We start from the raw sequence: 15579 nt of genomic DNA, 5'->3' as shown, positions 1-15579 counted from the left end.
TACCCATCCTACAGGTGCCTTATGCCGCGTTCTTCTTGCGCATGCGGTCGATCAACTGATCTTCCCAGTATGACAGGCTGCCGAGCGTCAGCGCGGTGGTGTTGGCGCGGCGGTAGTACATGTGGCAGTCGAACTCCCAGGTGAAGCCCATGCCGCCATGAACCTGGATGTTGTTCTTGGAGCAGTGTTGGAACGCCTGCGTCGCGCTGATGCGCGCGGCTGCAGCGGCTTCCGGCAATTCCGACGCGTTGGTCGAGAGCGCCCACGCGCCGTAATAACAATTCGAGCGCGCCAGCGTTGCCGAGACATACATGTCGGCGAGCATGTGCTTCACCGCCTGGAACGAGCCGATCGGCCGGCCGAACGCGATACGGTCGAGCGCGTAGTCGCGACCCATTTCGAGCGCACGGTCGGAGCCGCCGACCTGCTCGAACGCGAGCAGCACCGCGGCGCGGTCGAGCACTTGCGTGAGGATACTCCAGCCCTCGCCAGCAGCTCCCAGCGGCTCGACCTTGGCATTCTTGAAGATGAGTTCGGCCTGGCCACGGGTCGGATCGATGTTGGTCAGCGGCTTCGCCTCGACGCCGCCGGCCTTCAGGTCGACCAGGAACAGTGAGATATCGGAATCGCGCCCGCTCGAACCGGTGCGCGCGGCGACCACAGCGAAATCGGCAATCGCGCCATCCGGCACCGGCTTCTTGATGCCGTTGAGCGTGCCGCCGGAAGCCTGCAGCTTGATCGCCTTCGGCGACGGATTGCCCTTGCCCTCGAACAGCGCCAGCGTGCCGATCGCCTCGCCTGCGGCGATCTTCGGCAACCATTTCTGCTTCTGCGCATCGGAGCCGGCCAGCAGCAGCGCCTCGGCGGCGAGATAGACCGTGGAGGAGAACGGCACCGGCGCATTCGCGCGGCCCATCTCTTCCGCGATCACGCAGAGCTCGAGATGGCCCGCGCCGGCGCCACCGAATTCTTCCGGGATCGCGACGCCAAGAAAACCCATCTCGGCGAGGCCCTTCCACAATTCCTTGTCGTACGGCGACTTGCCGTCGAGCACCTCGCGCACGGCCTTCGGCGGGCACTTTTCGGCAAGAAATTTTCTCGCCGCGTCGCGCATCTGTTTTTGTTCGTCGGAGAAATCGAAGTTCATGGCGTGTTACTCGCGTTGGTAATGGCTCTGTAGGATGGGTGGAGCGAAGCGATACCCATCAATTTTTGGCTTCGAATGATGGGTTTCGCTGCGCTCTACCCATCCTACGATCAGTTCAAAATGATTACGTCGTCTCCCGGCTTGTCGGCATAAAGCTTCTCCACCAGCGCGGCGCGGCGTTCGAGGCCGGCGCGCTGGTTGATGTAGCCCTTGTCGGTGAGTTCGTTGCCGTCGATCGAGGGCGGCTCGGCCATCAGCATGGCGCGGGCAATCCGCATGCTGCTGCCGGTGGCGGAGGCGTTGTGCGCTTCCAACCCGCGCTTCAAGCAGGCGATCACCTCGGGATGCCTGACAACATCTTCAAACGTCGCATCCGGGTTGCCGACGATCTGCCGGCAGGCATGCAGATTGGGCCAGGCTAAGAGCCCGATGAAGGGACGGTCCTGCCCCGTAACCAGCGCGTCATGCACCACCGGCGTCGCGGCCGCGATGGCATCGGTGCGCAATGAGCCGACATGGACGAAGGTGCCGGTCGTGAGCTTGAAGTCTTCGACCACGCGGCCGGCAAAGATGATGCCCTGCAGCGGATCGTTCTCATCGACGAACACGCCGGCATCGCCGATGCAGTAAAAGCCTTCCTCGTCGAACATCTTCTTCGTCAATTCAGGCTGGCCGAAATAGCCCGGCGTGACGTTGATGCCGCGCAGGCGCAATTCGTATTTCGAACCGCACGGCACCATCTTCAATTCGACGCCGGGAAACGGCAGGCCGATCAGGCCGACGCGCTCGGTGTCCCAATAGGTGCCGGTCGACGTCGGCGCGGTCTCGGTCGAGCCCCAGCCGGTGTAGAACACGATGCGCTCGCCGGTGGTCTTCACCGCCAGCGCCTGCATGCGGTCGTAGAGATCGTCAGGCAGCCGCGCGCCGCCATAGGCCATCACGGTCAGGTTCTTGAAGAAGCTGCGGCACAGCGCGTCGTCCTTTTCCATTGCAGCGGCCAGCGCGGCATAGCCGGCGGGTACGTTGGCATAATAGGTCGGCGACACCTCACGCAGATTCTTGATGGTCTCCTCGAACTGACCCGGCATCGGCCGGCCGTCATCGATATAGAGCGTGCCACCATCGATCAGAATCGGATTGAACGCGGCGTTACCGCCCATGGTGTGATTCCACGGCATCCAGTCAAGCACGGTGGCGAGTGGCCCGTTCGGATCGCGCGGCCGCACCTGCATCATCATCGCCGCATTGGCGCACATCATCTCCTGCGTGTTGATGACAGCCTTCGGCATGCCGGTCGAGCCCGAGGTGAACAAGAGCTTGCCGATGGTGTCAGGCGTGATCTTCGCAATTGACTCCTCGACCGCGTTCGTCACCGGCGTGGCCGCAAGGTCGGCAAAGGATACGCTCTTGATGCCGTCGCAAGGACGCAAGACATGCACGACGGTGACATCAGTGAGATCGAGCGCCTTCAAGGCCTTCTCGAAGGCCGGCCCGTCCTGCACCATCACGACCGCCGGCTTGATCAGGTTGAAGAGGTATTTGAGCTTGAGATGATCCTGACTCATCAGCGAATAAGCCGGCGACACCGGTGCTGCCGGCAGGCGCGCCTGCATCGCAGCTTGCGTCATCAGCGCGTGTTCGATCGAATTGCCTGACAGGATCGCAACGGGATGGCCCTCTGCGAGGCCGAGATTGAGCAGGCCCTGTGTCAATCCGTCGACGATGCGCTTGGCGTCGCCATAAGAGACCTTCCGCCACTGCCGCTCCGGGCCGCCACGTTGCGCCAGCCAGATGCGCTCGGGCGCTTGCTTGGCCCATTTTGCCAGCGATGCCGGAATATGCTTCTCGTAAGCCTGCAGCGGAATGCGCGACTTCAGGATGATGACGCCGTCTGGGCGACGCTCGACCGCGATGTCGCGCGGCAGCCACTCGATCTTGCGGAAGGCCGGCTTTGTCAGCACCTTCGCTGCACTCCCACTCATATTGCGTCTCCCGGAATTCTTGTCCTTTTGCGGATCTTGTCATCACCGCCTGATATAGACAGGCTTTCGCTTTTCGAGAAAGGCCCTGATGCCTTCGTTGAAATCTTCCGAGCGGCTGCACAGCACCTGATTGCGGTCTTCCATCGCAATCACGGCTTCGATCGAGCCGGCATCGACGCTCATGTTGAGGCATTCCTTGGAGAGCCGTAAGGCCACGGGCGAGGCCGTCATCATCGCCTCGACGTAAGGCTCGGCTGCGGCATCGAGCCCGCCTTCCTCGACGACTTCGGAGACGAGGCCAACCGCGAGCGCGCGCTCGGCGCCGATGAAGCGGCCGGTGAGGATCAGTTCGGAGGCGACCGACACGCCAACCAGGCGCGGCAGGAAATAGGAGGTGCCGATGTCGCAGCCGCCGAGACCGAGCTTGATGAAGGCGCAGTTCATCCGCGCGGATTTGGTGGCAATCCGGATATCGGCAGCGAGCGCCAGCGCAAAACCGCCGCCGGCAGCCGCGCCCTGAATCAGCGCGATGATCGGCTGCGGGCAGCGCCGCATCAGCATCACGATGTCGGCGATGCGGCGCTGCGAATCCAACGATTCGGTCACGCCGGGCGGCTCCTGTTGCCCGGCGCGGCGCTGCATGGCGTGTTTCAGATCAAGCCCGGCGCAGAACGCGCTGCCTGCACCCTTCAGCACCACGACACGCGTCGAACGGTTGCGCTGCAGGCCCTCGAAATAGGTATTGAGCGCGTCGATCAACGAGCGATCGAGCGCGTTGAGGCTGTCCGGGCGATTGAGCGTGACCCAATCAACCCCGTCACGATGTTCGATCAGCAGCGGTTGAGTCACGAGGCGCTCCCTGCATCCACGGATTGCGGCGCCCGTTGCTGCGCCCTCTCCCCTTGTGGGAGAGGGCAGCACCGGCGTTAGCCCTGCATTCGATGCGGTGAGGGGTTGCCAGCCAGAGAGAACCCCTCATCCGTCTTCGCTTCGCGAAGTCACCTTCTCCCACATCCCCCTTCGCCTGAAGGCTTCGGCGGACATGAGGGAAGAAGGGAGCCCTACCGCGGCGCCATGCGGATGGCGCCGTCGAGGCGGATGGTCTCGCCGTTGAGCATCGCGTTCTCGACGATGTGCACCGCGAGCGCACCGTATTCGTCGGGCTCGCCAAGACGGGCCGGATGCGGCACCTGGGCGCCAAGACTCTTGCGAGCTTCCTCGTTCAGCCCCATCAGCAGCGGCGTGAAGAAGATGCCGGGCGCAATCGTGTTGACGCGGATCTTCAAGCTGGCGAGATCGCGCGCCGCCGGCAGCGTGAGGCCGACGATGCCGCCCTTGGAGGCAGAATACGCGATCTGGCCGATCTGGCCTTCATAGGCCGCAACGGACGCGGTGTTGATGATGACGCCGCGCTCCTCGCCGACGGGGGGCGCGGTAGCGAGCCGCTCGGAGAACAGGCGCAGCGCGTTGAAGGTGCCGATCAGGTTGACGTTGATGATGCGAACGAACTTTTCCAGGGGGTAGACGCCGTCCTTACCGACCACGCGCTGCGAGCCGCCGATGCCGGCGCAGTTCATCAGCACGCGAGCGACACCATGAGCAGCCTCCGCCTTGGCGATCGCCGCCTTCATCTGTTCCTCGCTGGTGACGTCGGCATGAAGGGCTACGCCCTTCACTTCGGCCGCGACCTTTTCGGCATTCTCCTTGTTCTGGTCGAGCACGCCGATCTTGGCACCCTTGGCGGCCATGGCGCGGGCGGTCGCGGCCCCTAGGCCGGAGCCACCGCCGGTGATGAGAACGGCAACGTCTTTCAACTGCATTTTGAGAGCCTTTCCTTGGATGTTTTCTTCTCTAGTTGGCGAATGGCAAATAGCGAGTGGCGAATGGATTCATTCGCTATTCGCTGCTATTCGCCCATTCAACATGCCGCCGCAGATCAGCGCTTCCATGTGCTTGATGTAGTCGCGGCAGACTTCGTCGGTGACCGGGCCGACTCCGGTCGCGCGAGACATCGCGTGGCGGCCGAAGAACAGGTGATCGCAGGCGCCGATCAGGCTGGTGTAGAACAGCACCGGATCGATATCGCGGAACTCGCCGGCCTTGACGCCTTCGGCGAGCAGGCGGCGATGGAAGTCCAATAGCGGCGCGACGAAGAATTGCGAGACTTGGTCGGCGGCTTCCGCGCTGCTCTCGTGCAGGAGGTAGTGGATCAGCCGGTTCATGTAGGGAAACTGGTGATAGGCGCGGATGATGCCGCCGATGTGCAGGCGCAGCTTGGCGGTCGGCGAGATCGGCTGGCTGATCAGGTATTCGAGTTGCGACATCTCGGTCGCGGCGTCGCGCGCCAGCAGCGCCAAGAGCAGCCCGTCCTTGTTGCCAAAGTGGTATTTCACCAGCGCTGCGTTGACGCCCGACTTCTGCGCAATGTCGGACAGCGATACCTCGATCGAGGCGCGCTCGATCATCAGCTCGCTCGCCGCCACAAGCAGCTTCTCGGCGGTTGTATTTTTGCCGCTCGGGAGCCTGGTCGGTACGCTGGTATTCAAGGGTGATCCCATTCCTGCCTGCCGGAGATCCGGGCCGCACATAAGCGCATGCCGCGGCTGCACTCAAGAGTTAATTGATTGATTGACTAAATCCCGCTGCCCCCCTTAAATCCGGCCCATCTTTCCAAGCCACAACAACATTCAGGGAGAACAGACATGGCCGAGGCCTATATCGTCGCCGCCGCACGCACTGCCGGTGGCCGCAAGGGCGGACGTCTCGCAGGCTGGCACCCGGCCGATCTCGCCGCTTCCGTGCTCAATTCGCTGGTCGACCGCTCCGGCGTCGACCCGGCCCAGATCGAGGACGTGATCATGGGCTGCGTGATGCAGGCCGGCGAACAGTCCAACAACATCGCTCGCAACGCGGTGATGGCCTCGAAGCTGCCCGAGAGCGTGCCCGCCACCTCGGTCGACCGGCAGTGCGGCTCGTCGCAGCAGGCGCTGCATTTTGCGGCGCAGGCAGTGATGGCCGGCTCGATGGACATCGTGATCGCCGCCGGCGTGGAATCGATGACGCGGGTGCCGATGGGGCTTGCTTCGTCGCTGCCGGCCAAGAACGGTTTTGGTCACTACAAGAGCCCGGGCATCGAGGCGAAATATCCGAACATCGTGTTCAGCCAGTTCACCGGCGCGGAAATGATGGCGGAGAAGTACGGGCTCTCGAAAGACCAGCTCGACGAATACTCCTACAACAGCCATCAGCGCGCGATTGCCGCGACGCAAGGTGGCAAGTTTAAGGATGAAATCGTTCCGCTGCAGATCACCCGCGCCGACGGCTCGACCGACACCCACCATATCGACGAAGGCATTCGCTTCGACGCCAGCCTCGACGGCATCAAGGGCGTCAAGCTGATTGCCGAGAACGGCAAGCACACCGCCGCCAGCGCCAGCCAGATCTGCGACGGCGCCTCCGGCGTGCTGGTGGTCAACGAGAAAGGCCTGAAGTCGCTCGGCGTGAAGCCGTTGGCGCGCATCCATCACATGACCATGATGGGCGGCGATCCCGTGATCATGCTGGATGCGCCGCTGCACGCCACCAAACGCGCGCTGGAGAAAGCCGGCATGTCGATCGACGACATCGACCTGTTCGAGGTCAACGAAGCCTTCGCGGCCGTGCCGGTGGCGTGGCTGAAGACGACCGGCGCCGATCCTGACAGGCTCAACGTCAATGGCGGCGCGATCGCGCTCGGCCATCCGCTCGGCGGCTCCGGCACCAAGCTGATGACCACGCTGGTCAACGCGCTGAAGCAGAACAACAAGCGCTACGGCCTGCAGACCATGTGCGAAGGCGGCGGCATGGCGAACGTGACAATCGTGGAAAGGCTGTAAGTCTCACGTGTCCCGGACGCGATGCAGCGCGCAAGCGCTGCTTCGCAGAGCCGGGACCCATTCGTGCCCCAATGGACCCCGGATCAGCAGCGCACCGCTTGCGCGCTGCGCAGCATCCGGGGAACGCCACATCAAGCGCGGAGCCGAAGCATCACAATGACCCACCCGTCCGTCCACGCCCGCAACACGCCGAACAAGATCGCCTATCAGATGGCCGGGACCGGCAAGGCGATCACCTATCGCGAGCTTGACGAGCTTTCGAACCAGGGCGCGCATCTGTTCCGTTCGCTCGGCCTGAAGGCCGGCGACCATATTGCCTTCCTGATGGAAAACCGCCTCGCATTCATGGAGATCTGCTGGGCGGCGCAGCGCTCGGGCCTTTATTACACCGCGATCAGCCGCTATCTCACGGAGGAGGAGATCGCCTATATCGTGAAGGATTGCGGCGCCAAGGTCTTCATCACCACGCCGCAATGCGCCGACAAGGTCAAGGGCCTGATCAAGGGCGAACCCGGCGAGCCGCTGTTCTTCATGGTCGACGAGCCGGCGCCCGGCTTCCGCTCCTTCGACAAGGAAGCGATCGCGATGCCGGTGACGCCGATTACGGACGAGGTCGCTGGCTATGACATGCTGTATTCCTCGGGCACCACCGGCCGGCCCAAGGGCATCAAAAAGGAGTTCGAGGGCAAGGCGATCGACGTGCCGAACCCGCTCCTGAAAATTCTCTGCGCCGACATGTGCGGCATGTCGTCCGACAGCATCTATCTGTCGCCGGCGCCGCTCTATCACGCAGCTCCCTTGCGCTTCAACATGATGGCGATCACGCTCGGCGGCACCTCCATCATCATGGAACATTTCGACGCCGAGGAATTCTTGAGGCTGGTCGAGAAATACAGGGTCACGCAATCGCAGCTGGTGCCGACCATGTTCGTGCGCATGCTGAAATTGCCGGACGAGGTGCGCAATCGCTATGACGTCTCGTCATTGAAGGGCGCCATTCACGCCGCAGCGCCCTGCCCGGTCGATGTCAAAGCCAAGATGATCGAGTGGTGGGGACCGATCCTGATCGAATATTACGCCGGCTCCGAAGGCAACGGCGTCACGGTTTCAAACTCGCAGCAATGGCTGACCCATCGCGGCACCGTCGGCCGCGCGGTGGTCGGCAAGGTGAAGATCCTCGACGAGAACGAGGAGGAACGGCCGGTCGGCGAAATCGGCACGGTCTATTTCGCCGACGCGCCTGTTTTCACCTATCACAACGATCCCGAGAAGACCAAGAAGGCCTACAACGCCAAGGGCTGGTCGACGCTCGGCGACGTCGGCTATCTCGACGCCGAAGGCTTTCTCTACCTCACCGACCGCAAGAGCTACATGATCATCTCGGGCGGGGTAAACATCTACCCGCAGGAGACCGAGGACGTCCTGATCACGCATCCTGCCGTTTCCGACGTCGCGGTGTTCGGCGTGCCGAACGAGGAAATGGGCGAAGAGGTCAAGGCCGTGGTGCAGCCGCACGACATGGCCAAGGCCGGCAAGGAACTCGAGGCCGAACTGATCGCGTTCTGCCGCAAGCATTTGTCGCCGATCAAATGCCCGAGGAGCGTCGACTTCGAGGCAGAGTTGCCGCGCACGCCAACCGGGAAACTGGTGAAGCGGCACCTGCGGGACAGGTATTGGCCGAAGGCGGCGGCGAAGGCGTAATTCTCTTGTCCCGGACGCGGCGCGGCGGCGACGCTGTGCCGCAGAGCCGGGACCCACGAGCGGCCAGATAGGCCCCGGCGACGCAGCGCACCGCCGGAGTCGCGCGAAGCGCGATCCCGAGAGCGCTGCGCTGCGTCCGGGGCACGCAAGTCTCGGCACGTCATGCCCGGCTTGTCTTTTTTCTTTCGTCCTTCCTTCCCTTCTCCCCTTGTGGGAGAAGGTGCCTTCGCGGAACGCGAAGGCGGATGAGGGGTCTCTCTCCGCGGAGACAACCCCTCACCCGTCCGCGATGCTGCGCATCGCGTCCACCCTCTCCCACAGGGGGAGAGAGGAAGAAAGGCGAAGCCACCATGCCCACCCTCCCCGATATCCCGCTCCCCTCCACGATCCGCTCCCGCTACGTCGATGGCATCAACGGCCTGCGCATGCATGTGCTCGAAGCCGGCTTCGAGACCCGCCGCCGGCCCTGCGTGCTGCTGCTGCACGGCTTTCCCGAACTCGCCTTCTCCTGGCGCAAGGTAATGCCTGTCCTTGCGGAAGCCGGCTATCACGTGATCGCGCCGGACCAGCGCGGTTATGGCCGCACCACCGGATGGGACCCGGATTATGACGGCGACCTCGCCTCGTTCCGGCTCCCCAATCTGGTGCGCGACATGCTTGGGCTGGTATCGGCATTCGGGTATCGCGAGGTCGATGCCGTGATCGGACATGATTTCGGCTCGTCGGTGGCGGCGTGGTGCGCGCTGATCCGCCCCGACGTGTTTCGCTCGGTCGTCATGATGAGCGCGCCGTTCGGCGGCCCGCCCTCGCTACCGTTCAACACAGTGGATGGGCCGGCCAAGCCTGTTGCCGAGGACCCCATCCATCGCGAGCTCGCGGCGCTGCCGCGGCCACGCAAGCATTACCAGTGGTACTACTCGACACGCGAGGCGAATGAGGACATGCACCGCGCGCCGCAGGGCGTGCATGATTTCCTGCGCGCTTACTACCATTACAAGAGCGCGGACTGGAAAGACAACAAGCCCTACCCGCTCAAATCCTGGACCGCGGAAGAGATCGCGAAGCTGCCGACTTACTATGTGATGGACCTCGCCAAGGACATGGCCGCCACCGTCGCGGAGGAAATGCCGTCGGCCGCCGAAATCGCCGCCAACAAATGGCTGCCCGACAGCGAGCTTGCCTTCTACAGCGCCGAGTACGAGCGCAACGGATTCCAAGGCGGGCTGCAATGGTATCGCTGCGGCACCTCGGGCGCGTTCACGCCGGAATTGCAGTTATGGTCGGGCTGCACCATCGACGTGCGCTCTGCGTTCATCTCGGGCAAGCAGGACTGGGGCACCTATCAACGCCCCGGCGTCTATGAAGCGATGCAATCGAAGGCCTGCACCAACATGATCGGCTGCCATCTCGTCGATGGCGCGGGCCACTGGGTGCAGCAGGAACAGCCTAACCAAGTGAGTTGGTTGCTGGTGCAATTCCTGCGAGGGGCAAAGGGCAACGCAAAGACAAAGGCCAGCCGGGACGGGTCCAGCAATTGACCGCGGCGAAGGATTTTGCGGCGCCGCGACTGCCGTCGCTTGCGTCGTGGCTTTCTTCGAATTGTGGGCGGTACAGGAGACTACCGCGCAAACGACGCGTTCGCCAGTAGCGTACCGGCAAGAGAGGACCGCCGCTGTACAGCCATTGCTCTTGCCGCGCGCCCCCAAACTAAGCATCATCCGCGCCGCATTCGGAAACAGAGCGGAGCACGCCTTGGCCAAATCGCAATGGAGTTTCAAGACCGCCGTCGAATTGTCATCTGCGCTTTCTGACAGGAAAGTCTCAGCGGTTGAACTAGCGGAGGACGCGATCAGCCGGATCGAGCGGCATGACTCAAAGATCAACGCGATTTGCGTTCGCGATTTCGAGCGCGGTCTTGCTGCCGCCCGTGCCGCCGACGCCGAACTCGCGCGCGGCGTCAAGAAGCCATTGCTCGGCATTCCCATGACGGTGAAGGAATCGTACAATATCGCAGGCCTGCCAACGACCTGGGGCATCCCGGCCCAGAAGGATTTCACCCCGACGGAAGACGCATTGTCGATCTCGCGCGTCAAAGACGCCGGGGGCGTCATCCTCGGCAAGACCAATGTCCCGTTCGGGCTCGGCGACTGGCAGAGCTATAACCAGATCTACGGCACCACCAATAACCCATTCGACCTCAGCCGCACGCCGGGCGGCTCGTCCGGCGGATCGTCGGCGGCGCTCGCGGCGGGTTATGGCCCGCTGTCGCTCGGCTCCGACATCGGCGGCTCGTTGCGCGTGCCCGCCTTTCATTGCGGCGTCTATGCGCACAAGCCGACCTTTGCGCTGGTACCGGGGCGCGGCCACACGCCGCCGCCATTCCAGCCGCTGCCGTTCGACCGCGACCTTGCCGTGATCGGCCCGATGGCACGCAGCGCCGCCGATCTGTCGCTGCTGCTCGACACCATCGCCGGCCCCGACCCGCTGGAGGCCGGCAAGGGTTACAAACTCGCCCTGCCGCCGCCGCGCCACGGCGCGCTAAAGGATTTTCGCGTGTTGGTGGTCGATACCGACCCAGTCATGCCGACCGACGAGGTGGTGCGCGGCACGATCCACAAGCTCGCCTCCAACCTCGAAAGGGCCGGTGTAAAGATCGATCGCAACAGTCCGTTGCTGCCGAACTTTGCCGAGACGTCCCGGCTCTACATGCGGATGCTGATGTCGTTCCTCGCCGCCTCCTTCCCGCCGGAAGTCTATGCCGGCGTGCAGGCCGCCGCCGCCGCCCTGCCGCAGAGCGATGTAAGCCTCGCTGCCGAACGCCTGCGGGGCATGGCGCAAAGCCACCGCAACTGGCTGATGGACGACGTCGCGCGCGCGCGCCTGCGAGCGCAATGGCGCGAACTGTTCAAGACCTTTGATGCCGTAATCTGTCCGATCATGCCGACACCCGCCTTTCCGCACGATCACTTCGATGACCAGGAAAAACGCCGTATCAAGATCGACGGCAAGGACCACATCTATCCAGATCAGCTTTCGTGGCCGGGCATCGCGACACTACCCGGCCTGCCCGCGACCGCGATCCCGACCGGCTTTTCGCCGGACGGATTGCCGGTCGGCGTGCAGATCGTCGGGCCGTGGCTGGAGGATCGCACAACGCTAAAGCTGGCGGAACTGATCGAGCGCGAATTCGGCGGCTTCAAGCCGCCGCCGATGTTTGATGATTGAGAGGCGTCGTCATTGCGAGCCAACGGGTCGCGCGAATGCGCGCCCGATGACAGGCTCCGCGAAGCAATCCATCGCGCCGCAAGCGGAGACGTGGATTGCTTCGTCGCTTCGCTCCTAGCAATGACGGGGAGATATCGGGAGAAAACCAATGAGCGAAGACATCGAAGAACTTACCGAGCTTAACCGCGACTATGTGAATTCAGTCCAAAACTCCGACGTCAAACGCTTCGACGAAATCCTTGCGCAGGATTTCTATTGCTCAAATCCCGACAAGTCGCTGGTCGACCGTGCGGCGTTTCTCAAACAGACGGCTGTGCCGGTGACAATCAAGAATCTCACCGCGCACGACGTCAAAATCCGCGTGCTCGGCGACTTCGCCATCATCCACGCCGCGACGAGCTATACGACCGCGGACGGCCAGCAGGCTCACGGGCGCTATACCGATTGCTGGGCGAAGCAGAATGGCAAGTGGCTCGCGGTATCGGCGCATGTGTCGCGGTAAGCCAACGCCGTCATTGCCGGGCTCGACCCGGCAATCCATCCCCTTTGCGAAAAGCTTCTTGTGAAGATCGATGTATGCCCCGGGTCAAGCCCGGGCATGACGAGTGGTAGACACCTCACGCATCAAACACAATCACACTGCGTAGCGTCTTGCCGGCTTTCATGTTGGCAAAACCTTCGTTGATTTCGGAGAGTTTCAGCTTGGCCGAGATCCAGTCCTCCAGATGCAGCTTGCCGCGCATGTAAAATTCGACCAGGCGGGGCATGTCGACCCGGAAATGGTTGGAGCCCATCGACGAGCCCTGAATGCGGCGCTCGCGCAGGAAGTCGAAGCCGTGCAGCTCGATCTTCTGGCCGAACGGGATCATGCCGACAATGGTCGCGGTTCCGCCCGCCGCCAGCATCGCAAAGGACTGCTCGGCGGTTTCCTTGCGGCCCAGCACCTCGAAGGAGTGATGCACGCCTCCATTGGTGAGTTCACGCACCTGCTGCACCACATCGCCGCGGGCGGGATCGACGATATCGGTGGCGCCAAGCTTGGTGGCCAACTGCAGCTTGGCCGGATTGGTATCGATCGCGATGATGCGGCCGGCGCCGGCGATCGCCGCGCCATTGATCGCGGCCATGCCGACCCCGCCGCAGCCGATCACGGCCACCGTTTCGCCGGCCTGAACCTTTGCGGTGTTCACGACCGCGCCATAGCCGGTGATGACGCCGCAGCCGATCAGAGCCGCGAGCTCCAGCGGCATGTCCTTGCGGATTTTGACGATGGCGTTTTCGTGCACCAGCATCTGCTCGGCGAACGACGAGAGATTGAGGAACTGATGAAGCTTCTCCTCACGCGCCCAGGACAGCCGGTTTGACTGGCCGGGCAGCATCTTCACAGTGGTATCGGTGCAGAGCACGGTGCGGCCGGTGGTGCAGTTATCGCAGGTGCCGCAAAACACTGACAAGCAGGTCACGACGTGATCGCCGGGCTTTACGTAGGTGACGTCGGAGCCGACCTTTTCGACCATGCCGGCCGATTCATGCCCAAGCACCGCCGGCAGCGGATGCGGATACAGCCCTTCCATGAAGTGCAGGTCGGAATGGCAGAGACCGGCGACGCGCGTGCGGATCAGGACTTCGCGCGGGCCGGGATTCGGCACGCTGACCTCCTCGATCACCAGCGGCTTGTTGACTTCATGCAGGACGGCGGCCTTCATTGGTGCTCCCCCTTCAATTCTGTTCTTTTGACTTGGACTGACGATAGCCTACGCTGCGACAAGCAATTCGCCAACCTCGGCCATGCCGACGCTGCGTTCGCCGAGCAGATGGCCGGTGATCGCGCGCTGGGTGGCATTTTCCGCAAGCCGGAACAGATCGCCCGGCGCGACGCGATGGTCGACCACCATCCGCGATAGAAACAACCGCCTGGCGTCACCGCGCATCTCATGAATCCGCCCGCCCTCCCAGGCCAGCGCAACGGCGCTGGCGACATGGTAGAGCAAGCTGGTCGCGCGCCGCGCGTCGCCCTCATTATCGGTCCGGCTCGCCACTTCGCGGGCGAAGCCGATGGCGCGGTCTGTCAGTTCACGCAGGCGATTGCGCCAGGCCTGCGGCACGTTGGCGCTGTCGTCGAGGCGGGCGTGCAGGTCGGCTGATAGCGCGGCATCGGCGCCGTGGCGGCCGACCGCGCGCGTGAGCGCGTCGATCGCGACGATGTTGCCGGTGCCTTCCCAGATCGAGCCGAGATGGGCGTCGCGCAGCAGCCGCGCGGTGGCAAACTCCTCGATATAGCCTATGCCGCCGCGCATCTCCAACGCATCGCCGCAGACTTTACGCGCATCGCGCGTGGCGCGGAATTTCAGCGTCGGCGTCAGGATCCGCAACAGTGCCGCCGCATCCTGGCTGCCGGCCTCGGCGCGATCGAGCGCGTCGGCCGTGAGAAAGCTCATCGACAGCGCCTGCTCGGTCGGCAGCATGATCTTCATCAACTGCCGCCGCGCCAGTGGCAGGTCGACGATGCGCTGGCCGAACACCACGCGGTTTTTCGCCACCGTCATCGCGTCATGATGCGCGCGCCGCATCAGCGCGGTGGACTTGACGCCGTTGGAGAGCCTGGACGAGTTGACCATCTCGGCCATCTGCACAAAGCCGCGGTCAAGCTTGCCGACCGCGTACGCAATCGCGCCCTCGAACTTGATCTCGCCTGACGCTATCGAGCGGGTGCCGAGCTTGTCCTTCAGGCGCACGATCCGGTAGTGGTTCTGCGAGCCGTCGTCGAGAAACCGCGGCATCAGGAAAAGACCTACGCCGCGCGTGCCGGGACCCGCGCCTTCCGGCCGCGCCAGCAGCATCACCACCTTGGCGTCGGCATTGGAGCAGAACCATTTCTCGCCATAGAGCCGCCAATGCTCGCCTTCCGGCACGGCCCTCGTCGTCAGCGTGCCGACGTCCGAGCCGCCTTCTTTCTCGGTCATGAACTGGCCACCCTGAGTCAGCTTGCTCATGTCGGTCTGCGTCAGGCCGTCGAGATATTTTGCCTTCAGTTCTTCGCTGCCGAAATTGTTGAGCAGTTTTGCGCAGCCGTCGGTGACGTTGATCGGGCATCCAAGCCCGAACTCGGCCTGATTGAACAGAAACGTAAAGGCGTGCTTGGCGACGACGGGGTATTTGTCCGGCCAGCCCATGATGCCCTTGCGGATCGAGATCGCATGAATGCCGAACTCGCCGAACGCGGCTTTCTCCAGTTCGCGATAGGCCGGGTGATATTCGATATACTGGATATCGCGGCCGAATTTGTCGCGCTGGTGCAGCACCGGCGTGTGGCGATCGGCAAGCCGCGCGCATTCGTCGAGATAGCCGCCGGCCAGTTCGCCGAGCCGGTCGAGATGCGGCTCGATATGGCGAAACAGCGCATCTGGAAGATGCAGCCGCAGCAGATCCGTCAACGCCGGATCGGCGCGGTAAAAGTTCATCCCCGTCGTATCAGGTGCGAGCAATCCCGGCTGACTGGCTGACTCGACTGCACGGTTTTGCATGAGTGGATGCATTTTTAGCCCTTGTTCGTTCCGCCCGATATTGATCATCTACCGATAGCGCAGGCGTTCAAGCCGTCAACAAGCATAATTGGAGGGCCCGCCCATGACGGACGGATACCGCATCA

Annotated in this window: 12 protein-coding genes; 5 read left to right on the top strand and 7 right to left on the bottom strand. The window is 63.1% G+C overall.

Going from position 1 to position 15579, the window contains the following annotated elements; translation table 11 throughout:
* Window positions 1–19 precede the first annotated feature (19 nt).
* The 5 genes from RX328_RS04035 to RX328_RS04015 all read right to left on the bottom strand — a co-directional run bounded on the left by RX328_RS04035 (window position 20) and on the right by RX328_RS04015 (window position 5687).
* The gene (locus RX328_RS04035) at window positions 20–1147 is read right to left on the bottom strand and encodes an acyl-CoA dehydrogenase family protein (protein WP_213248665.1); all 1128 of its coding nucleotides are present in this window, start codon (window positions 1145–1147) and stop codon (window positions 20–22) included.
* A 110-nt stretch (window positions 1148–1257) separates the two neighbouring features.
* Window positions 1258–3129, bottom strand: coding sequence for an AMP-binding protein (locus RX328_RS04030; RefSeq protein ID WP_213248667.1), 1872 nt, complete (start codon window positions 3127–3129; stop codon window positions 1258–1260).
* Between the two features lie 42 nt (window positions 3130–3171).
* Window positions 3172–3978 (bottom strand): enoyl-CoA hydratase/isomerase family protein, encoded by an 807-nt coding sequence (locus tag RX328_RS04025; protein WP_213248669.1) that lies wholly within the window; start codon window positions 3976–3978, stop codon window positions 3172–3174.
* 212 nt (window positions 3979–4190) lie between these two features.
* Window positions 4191–4949 carry an SDR family NAD(P)-dependent oxidoreductase gene (locus RX328_RS04020; protein WP_213248671.1) on the bottom strand — a complete coding sequence of 253 codons (759 nt, stop codon included), beginning with the start codon at window positions 4947–4949 and terminating at the stop codon, window positions 4191–4193.
* A 69-nt stretch (window positions 4950–5018) separates the two neighbouring features.
* Window positions 5019–5687 (bottom strand): TetR family transcriptional regulator, encoded by a 669-nt coding sequence (locus RX328_RS04015; RefSeq protein WP_213248673.1) that lies wholly within the window; start codon window positions 5685–5687, stop codon window positions 5019–5021.
* Between the two features lie 144 nt (window positions 5688–5831).
* Here RX328_RS04015 and RX328_RS04010 point away from each other — a divergent pair, with 144 nt between their 5' ends.
* From RX328_RS04010 to RX328_RS03990, 5 genes are all read left to right on the top strand, one after another.
* Window positions 5832–7004: an acetyl-CoA C-acetyltransferase gene (locus RX328_RS04010; RefSeq protein WP_213248675.1), complete on the top strand. Its 1173-nt coding sequence runs from the start codon at window positions 5832–5834 to the stop codon at window positions 7002–7004.
* Window positions 7005–7160: 156 nt separating this feature from the next.
* The gene (locus RX328_RS04005; RefSeq protein ID WP_213248677.1) at window positions 7161–8705 is read left to right on the top strand and encodes an acyl-CoA synthetase; all 1545 of its coding nucleotides are present in this window, start codon (window positions 7161–7163) and stop codon (window positions 8703–8705) included.
* A 350-nt stretch (window positions 8706–9055) separates the two neighbouring features.
* Window positions 9056–10243, top strand: a complete 1188-nt coding sequence (locus RX328_RS04000) for an alpha/beta fold hydrolase (protein WP_213248679.1) — start codon at window positions 9056–9058, stop codon at window positions 10241–10243.
* Between the two features lie 214 nt (window positions 10244–10457).
* Window positions 10458–11930 (top strand): amidase, encoded by a 1473-nt coding sequence (locus tag RX328_RS03995; protein WP_213248681.1) that lies wholly within the window; start codon window positions 10458–10460, stop codon window positions 11928–11930.
* A 148-nt stretch (window positions 11931–12078) separates the two neighbouring features.
* Complete coding sequence (locus RX328_RS03990) at window positions 12079–12432, top strand: nuclear transport factor 2 family protein (RefSeq protein WP_213248683.1); 354 nt, start codon at window positions 12079–12081, stop codon at window positions 12430–12432.
* Between the two features lie 115 nt (window positions 12433–12547).
* Here RX328_RS03990 and RX328_RS03985 read toward each other — a convergent pair whose 3' ends face one another.
* Both RX328_RS03985 and RX328_RS03980 read right to left on the bottom strand, forming a co-directional pair.
* Complete coding sequence (locus RX328_RS03985) at window positions 12548–13636, bottom strand: Zn-dependent alcohol dehydrogenase (protein ID WP_213248685.1); 1089 nt, start codon at window positions 13634–13636, stop codon at window positions 12548–12550.
* 48 nt (window positions 13637–13684) lie between these two features.
* Window positions 13685–15454, bottom strand: coding sequence for an acyl-CoA dehydrogenase family protein (locus tag RX328_RS03980; RefSeq protein WP_249726158.1), 1770 nt, complete (start codon window positions 15452–15454; stop codon window positions 13685–13687).
* Window positions 15455–15579: the final 125 nt, after the last annotated feature.

Origin of the sequence: Bradyrhizobium sp. sBnM-33 (assembly GCF_032917945.1) — a bacterium.
In the GTDB taxonomy this organism is placed as follows: domain Bacteria; phylum Pseudomonadota; class Alphaproteobacteria; order Rhizobiales; family Xanthobacteraceae; genus Bradyrhizobium.
The sequence above is the reverse complement of the archived record's forward strand: the minus strand, read 5'-3'. Positions and strand labels throughout refer to the sequence as shown.

Excerpts from the sequence above, each read along its gene's own strand:
- RX328_RS04035 (WP_213248665.1), bottom strand. The coding sequence starts at position 1,147 with ATGAACTTCGATTTCTCCGACGAACAAAAACAGATGCGCGACGCGGCG.
- RX328_RS04030 (WP_213248667.1), bottom strand. The coding sequence starts at position 3,129 with ATGAGTGGGAGTGCAGCGAAGGTGCTGACAAAGCCGGCCTTCCGCAAG.
- RX328_RS04020 (WP_213248671.1), bottom strand. The coding sequence starts at position 4,949 with ATGCAGTTGAAAGACGTTGCCGTTCTCATCACCGGCGGTGGCTCCGGC.
- RX328_RS04015 (WP_213248673.1), bottom strand. The coding sequence starts at position 5,687 with ATGGGATCACCCTTGAATACCAGCGTACCGACCAGGCTCCCGAGCGGC.
- RX328_RS04010 (WP_213248675.1), top strand. The coding sequence starts at position 5,832 with ATGGCCGAGGCCTATATCGTCGCCGCCGCACGCACTGCCGGTGGCCGC.
- RX328_RS04005 (WP_213248677.1), top strand. The coding sequence starts at position 7,161 with ATGACCCACCCGTCCGTCCACGCCCGCAACACGCCGAACAAGATCGCC.
- RX328_RS04000 (WP_213248679.1), top strand. The coding sequence starts at position 9,056 with ATGCCCACCCTCCCCGATATCCCGCTCCCCTCCACGATCCGCTCCCGC.
- RX328_RS03990 (WP_213248683.1), top strand. The coding sequence starts at position 12,079 with ATGAGCGAAGACATCGAAGAACTTACCGAGCTTAACCGCGACTATGTG.
- RX328_RS03985 (WP_213248685.1), bottom strand. The coding sequence starts at position 13,636 with ATGAAGGCCGCCGTCCTGCATGAAGTCAACAAGCCGCTGGTGATCGAG.
- RX328_RS03980 (WP_249726158.1), bottom strand. The coding sequence starts at position 15,454 with ATGCAAAACCGTGCAGTCGAGTCAGCCAGTCAGCCGGGATTGCTCGCA.